Source organism: Chamaesiphon sp., from assembly GCF_041737865.1.
GTDB lineage: Bacteria > Cyanobacteriota > Cyanobacteriia > Cyanobacteriales > Chamaesiphonaceae > Chamaesiphon.
In genome coordinates this window covers 1-6,282 of sequence record NZ_JBGSQZ010000003.1, presented here as the reverse complement: position 1 = coordinate 6,282, position 6,282 = coordinate 1, and the positions used below count along the sequence as shown (strand labels likewise).

The following is a 6,282-nucleotide window of genomic DNA, read 5'->3' as shown; positions in this document are numbered from 1 at the left end:
CCATTGCTTGTTTAGTAAGTTTGACCCCAGTTTTATAGATTTCGGCAACAAATTTGACTACAGGATTTCCCCCCTTCCATGTCATTGTTCGTGCGAAGTTTAATACCGTATCAATCTCATCTAAAATACTCCCATTCCAATGATTTTCAAGAATTCCCCAAGTTCTTTCGATTGGATTATATTTACTATGATAAGGTGGGTAGTAAGCCAGTCGGATGTTTACACGATGCCTCTGAGCAAATTCAACAATTCGGTTCATGAACTGAGTACGACGAGAATGATTTTCTGGCCCATTATCCTGATTAAGTAATAATGTCTTGACTTGAGGGAAACGTTTGCGATGTTCTACCCACCAATCCTCTAGCACATCAACCATGAAGTCACTGGTCACTTTTGAGGTTGTGAAATAGTAAAATAGCTCATCTAATTCTGGTAGAAAAATACCATATGGTGTGACTTTTGCCTTTGGCTTAAAATCGTGGTCGTTACCTTCTGCCTCCGCACGAGTTTTCCCTCCTCTGGAAAAGTCCCCAACCTTTACTGTTGCTTTCGCATCTAGTGATAACCTTAATATTGTCATTTTATCTTTTGATTGTTTGTTGACGATCTCTAATTGCTCGAAAATAGGATCGGTCATTTCGACTTTTTTAGCGGTTTTGTTTTCCCAACTTTGCTTGGATAATATCCTAACTTGTTCATTCGAGTCCGAATTGTTTCTTCGCTGGGTAATTCCTCTGTACTGTATCCTTTTTGAGCGATCAGTTGACGGCGAACTTCCGCCGTACTGACCCGAGTGTATAAACGATTTGTCTTAAACTTTGGATCTGTTTGGCTTTGACTATCTACTATATTTTTAATGTCAAGTAGCAAGTTCGGTAAACGATCTTCTGTTGACCTTCTTCCTCGCAACTCAAATGCGTCAATACAGACGATTCCACTCTCTAATTCTCGTTTTCCCTTCCTAATTAGGTCTCGGTGCCAACCCAGTTCTTTTTCTGCTAATCGTTGCCCTCCTCTTCCTAATTCCTCCACCGTTTGCGCCATGAACCTACGACGCTCATGACCTTTGAGCCGTTCTGCTGTCTCTTTCAATAATGCTTTGAGTCCCCCTGTTAGTTCCAACATTGCTCAGATCTCCTTTCGGTATATATTCTTAGTCTATCTTACTCTCTCGGAACTATTTATTTCTTGGAAGTCCCAAAGGTGGGATACTGAGGGCTATTTTAGCCATGACCTCAGGTACGCGACAAGAACGGTTGAAGTTGAGCAATTTTGTGTATACTAGTATGGGGACACTATTCTTTCTACCAAGTAGCCATGTCAGATCTCGATCGCGGCATCATGAAATTTAAAGGGGCGGACACGCCAGCAGCCATCGCCATCTCTTCGACGCTGGTACTCGGCGGCATCATCTTCCTCGTCATCTGGGCACTGCGACACGCTTACGCAGTGTAGAGGTTGATATTTTGTAGCTAAGATCTCAGCGGTTAGAAATCGCCGACATCTCCACAGGTTAATGTACCTGTAGGTGAGTTTACAGTATTCAAAAACAAAATAATTTTGCCCGCTAAAATGGAGGACTACACATCAAACTACTGGTAGGGGTAACTCATAAATTGCCTCTACCAGTAGTTTGCCAGTAATGTCCGATCGTCTGAGATTAAATGCCAATTCATACTTTACCGATCGATGTCATTCACCTGATTGCTGCGGGAGAAGTCATCGACTCTCTGGGAGCAGTGGTGCGCGAACTGTGTGAAAATGCGATCGATGCTGGTGCGTCCAGAGTTACAGTATCATTGTTTCCCGATCGCTGGCGAATTCGGGTCGCTGACAATGGCAGTGGGATCGAACTTGCGGATCTTCAGCAAGCAGCAACGGCACATAGTACGAGCAAAATTGACGATCGCGAGGATCTATTTCACATTACTAGTTTGGGCTTTCGCGGGGAAGCTCTCCATAGTCTGGCGCAACTTGCCAAGCTGGAAATCTATAGTCGTCCCCGCCAGAGCAGCGATGGCTGGCATCTAGTCTACAACCATCAGGGCGAAGTCGTCCGCCAACAGGAAGTCGCGATCGCTCCTGGTACCGCCATTGATGTCGAAGATCTATTTGGTGAATGGGCAGCCAGACGGGAAGGTTTGCCCAATCTCAACTGTCAACTTCGCCAAGTCCAGATGGCAATCTACCATCTAGCTCTGTGTCATCCCCAGATTAGTTGGACAGTAGAACAACAGCATCGTCCGTGGTTTCAGATTATCGGCAGCAACACCACCCAGCAAATTATCCCCCAATTGTTGCCCAAAGTGCGGGAGGAGGATCTTCAGTATGTTGAGCTGAAGATTGCGCCGAGAGGGGGAGAGGGGGACGGGGGGATGAGGAGACGGAGGTCTGATCGAGACGATCGTTTTCGCTATTCAACCAGTCAAACCACCGCTGTAGACGAATCCAAAATTCAGTTGACTCTAGGACTGCCCGATCGGTGTCACCGTCATCGATTAGACTGGGTAAAGGTTGCTGTTAACGGTCGGATTGTCAGGGCACCGGAATTGGAACAGGCGATCGTCAGTGGATTGGCACGCACATTGCCACGCGATCGTTATCCTGTCTGCTTTCTCCACCTTCAGGTGCCGCCGCACTACATCGATTGGAATCGTCACCCAGCCAAAGTAGAGATCTACCTCCAACAGGTAGAATTTTGGCAAGCACAGGTAGCTAGAGCCATCGACTTGGCTCTGAATCTTCAGTCGGAAGATAGCGATGCTACTCAAACTAGCCGGATCGGTAAATTACTCGCAGTCGCCGAACAGCAAGGAGCATATCATATTCCGCAGCGATCGATCGTCAGTGATGGTGATGGATTGGGCTTACTCGAACTTCGCGCCGTCGGACAAGTTCTCAATACCTATATCATTGCCGAACATGCCGATGGACTGTGGTTGGTAGAACAACATATCGCTCACGAGCGAGTGCTGTACGAGCAAATAGCTAGTGCTTGGCAGCTTTTACCACTCGAACCGCCAATTATACTCTCACACCTGTCAGAGCGGCAAGTAGAGCAATTACAGCAAATATCGATCGCGATCGATCCCTTCGGTGAAGGCTTATGGGCGATTCGGACGGCTCCAGCACCGCTATTGATGCGGGAAGATATCGCAGCAGCAATTACCGAACTCAGTCTCGGAGGTGATTTGCAAGCCGCTCAAGTCGCCGTCGCCTGTCGCTGCGCGATTCGCAATGGTACCGCGTTAAGTTTAGCAGAGATGCAAAGTTTACTCGATCGCTGGCAGCGCACCCGCAATCCGCGTACCTGTCCACATGGTAGACCGATTTATCTATCATTTAAGGAAAGTAGTCTGGCGCGCTCGTTCCGCCGTCATTGGGTAATTGGTAAAAGTCACGGTATTTAGTCGAACCCTGGGACAGATTCCCGACTTCTCAAAGAAGTCGGGGATCTAGGGTATCTTAGGAACAAACTAATTCCAGATGTATCAAATCACCTACATTCATTTTGGGCGATCTTATGAGTTCCAAGCAACCGCCGTCAGAACCGATAGTAACTAAAGTCGAAAATCCCTGGATCGAAACCCTCCAAACATTGGGATTGAGTGCTCTATTTGCGTTTGGAATTCGGGCGACTGTGGCGGAGTGTTCTTATATTCCGTCTGCTTCGATGCTACCCACATTGCAAATTAACGACCGATTGACGATCGACAAAATCAGTTATCGGTTTGCTAATCCCGTGCGTGGCGATATTGTCGTCTTCAACCCTACGACTCAAATGGCAAAAGAAGTAGATGCTCAAGGGAACCAAAAATTTAAGGATTATTTTATCAAGCGTGTCATCGGTTTACCAGGCGATCGAATTGAAGTCAAAGAGGGTAAAGTTTATATCAATGGAAAAGTTATCTCCGAAAAGTATCTCGGTGAAGCTCCCGACTACAATTGGAGCAGTACAGCATTAACTCCAGATGGAATCGTCCCTGAAGGTCACTATCGGGAGCATCCCACTTTTTATTACTCGCTCATCACATCGCTAGCGCGATTCTAGCGCACAATCAGCCACTACTTAAAGAGGTGGCACAAGTGTTATTAGAACGGGAAATTCTCGATTGTCAGAAATCACATGATTATCTCGATCGAGTAAATGTCCCACCACTATTAACTACCTGGCTACAAACTGATGAGAGCATAGCGAGATTAAATTGTTATCGATAGCGATCGCATTGTCAGTGGCTATCGATCGGGTAAAATAATGATAAATAGCTTATGAAATTATTATCAAATTGGGGCATCACAACTAGTTGGTGGCGAGGTACTCGTGGTGAGTACTGGGTAATTGCTCAGGGTCTTTTATTACTTGTCTTTGCTCTAATCCCGCCGAATACACCTAGTTTTATTGATTTTTGTTTGTCTGTTTGGGTGTATACAAGTTTGATTTTTACTGCCATCTTCAGTATTTTAGCAGCAGTTTTTCTGGGTCGATCGCTGTTCGATTTGGGGCAAAATCTTATGCCATTACCGCACCCTAGAGATGAAGGACAATTAGTGAAAACTGGTATTTATGGACTTGTTAGACATCCGATGTATAGTGGCGTGATTTATCTTGCTTTAGCCTATGCGAGTTGGCAGATGAGTTGGGTGCATCTGGTGGGTTCGATCGTTTTGTTTGTGTTTTTTGATGCTAAGTCGAAAAAGGAAGAAGTTTGGCTGATAGAAAAGTTTTCAGATTATGCAAGCTACTCTAATTCTGTAAAAAAGTTGATTCCTTGGATTTATTAGTTGTAAAACTTGATAAGAGCGGTCTCGGATTTAGCTAAAATAGCCCGACGCGCTAAACAGGTAAAAGTAAATTTGAAATGCTTACTAGCAAAGAGTTTTATCGATCGATACTAATCGATACCGATCGTGCAAAAACATATCTCATAGTTTAAATTCCCACCTTAACAACCCAATAATTAATAATTGATTTAAGCGATTCAAGAATTTAACTATTCCTCATATCTGCGATACCCCGTTACCAATCGATCGCCATTGTTCAATACATGGATCTCGATTTGGTCACTTGCCCAGGTAATTTGGTCTTGTAATTGAGGATTGAAAATATGCAGCCGCTGATTACTATACTTTGCACGGTCATAATTTGAGGTTAGGGTGTGGGGTGTGTGGTGCAGGTGCTAGGCGATTGGGCAAAGCCCACGCTTCGCGAACGAACTATGAGATGGGAGCTTCTAATTGGTAACTGTTCATGAGGTAATCAGAGAATGCAGGTTTCAAGCGATCTCAAGACATTATTTGGTGCTTATTAGCCATTTTTCCGCCTCAGTGATGGCTCAAACCCATTGACTTCGTACCCCCCTTGAACAGTTACCCTGCGTAACATCTGTTTGGGTCTACCTCCATCCTAGAGATCCCCATCAGAATCGCAAGATGGTTACATTTTCCCCCCATAGTTACCAACAGTAAAAGATTGGGTGAAGATCGAGTGTTGAGGCTATTCTAAAGAAATACAGCGGTTTGTAAGCATGTAGGGGACACTTTAAATATTGAACCTAATCTCTAAAAAAGCTTTGAAGAATAGCTGTCCTGCACCAACCTGCAAACCGCTGTAATTAAGCTCGATCTAATCGATCCTAAAGTTTAGGTGAGAGATGCCATCAATTCGACAACAGGTAAGATTTTTGCCACAGGTTTTACCGCACCACCGAAAAACATTAACCCCCGTTCGATATCGCCTTGGGCGGCTTTATTGAGAGCCTGAAGGAGACAGTAGGTGATTTTTTTGTCTCGACATAGACAGGAATCTAAGCAGTTGGCAATACAACGTTTTTCGAGGGTGGGTGAATTTTTCAATACATCCTCAGTAAATTGATTGCCCATTGCGCGGGCGGGTTTGCCGACTGGACTGGGGACTGTGACTAGATTTTGGACATAAGCCTGAAGGTGAAATTCCTTGTACTGTCGAGCGGCATCACATTCTGCTGTGGTAATAAATCTGGTGCCAATTTGTACGCCAGCGGCTCCAATTGCTAACATGCGATCGATATCCGATCGATCCCAAATTCCACCTGTGACCTGATTGACGGACAAAAGTTTTTTTAAGCCCAGACATGTGTGTGCGCCTTAAATTCAATTCGGTATTTTTTTTTGCAGATATTGTGAATGAGAAGCCTTGACGGGATCTCGGTCAATATTAGTAGTAAAAGAGACAGAACAAAGTAAATTCCAGCCATTACTCATCGCCCTTTTAACCCAACTCCAACCAATCTTGAGATAACTAGA

5 protein-coding genes and 2 pseudogenes are annotated in these 6,282 nt (G+C 44.8%); 4 read left to right on the top strand and 3 right to left on the bottom strand.

Translation table 11 applies throughout. From position 1 onward, the window contains the following. A pseudogene (locus tag ACEW9J_RS00195) lies at positions 1-1,044 on the bottom strand (ISAzo13 family transposase); the annotation flags it as partial. A gap of 228 nt (positions 1,045-1,272) precedes the next feature. Between ACEW9J_RS00195 and ACEW9J_RS00190 the strand changes: the two are divergent. The 4 genes from ACEW9J_RS00190 (at position 1,273) to ACEW9J_RS00175 (ending at position 4,782) form a co-directional block, all read left to right on the top strand. Then, positions 1,273-1,455: a hypothetical protein gene (locus ACEW9J_RS00190; RefSeq protein WP_373543141.1), complete on the top strand. Its 183-nt coding sequence runs from the start codon at positions 1,273-1,275 to the stop codon at positions 1,453-1,455. Between the two features lie 209 nt (positions 1,456-1,664). Further along, entirely contained in the window at positions 1,665-3,410 is a 1,746-nt protein-coding gene (gene mutL, locus ACEW9J_RS00185; RefSeq protein ID WP_373543140.1) for a DNA mismatch repair endonuclease MutL, read from the top strand. A 113-nt stretch (positions 3,411-3,523) separates the two neighbouring features. Beyond that, entirely contained in the window at positions 3,524-4,051 is a 528-nt protein-coding gene (gene lepB / locus ACEW9J_RS00180; protein ID WP_373543139.1) for a signal peptidase I, read from the top strand. Between the two features lie 218 nt (positions 4,052-4,269). Continuing rightward, complete coding sequence (locus tag ACEW9J_RS00175; protein WP_373543138.1) at positions 4,270-4,782, top strand: isoprenylcysteine carboxylmethyltransferase family protein; 513 nt, start codon at positions 4,270-4,272, stop codon at positions 4,780-4,782. Positions 4,783-4,991: 209 nt separating this feature from the next. Here ACEW9J_RS00175 and ACEW9J_RS00170 read toward each other — a convergent pair. After that, positions 4,992-5,123, bottom strand: a pseudogene (locus ACEW9J_RS00170) (radical SAM protein); the annotation flags it as partial. A gap of 517 nt (positions 5,124-5,640) precedes the next feature. Next, the gene (locus ACEW9J_RS00165) at positions 5,641-6,090 is read right to left on the bottom strand and encodes an NAD(P)H-dependent flavin oxidoreductase (protein WP_373543137.1); all 450 of its coding nucleotides are present in this window, start codon (positions 6,088-6,090) and stop codon (positions 5,641-5,643) included. Positions 6,091-6,282 lie beyond the last annotated feature (192 nt).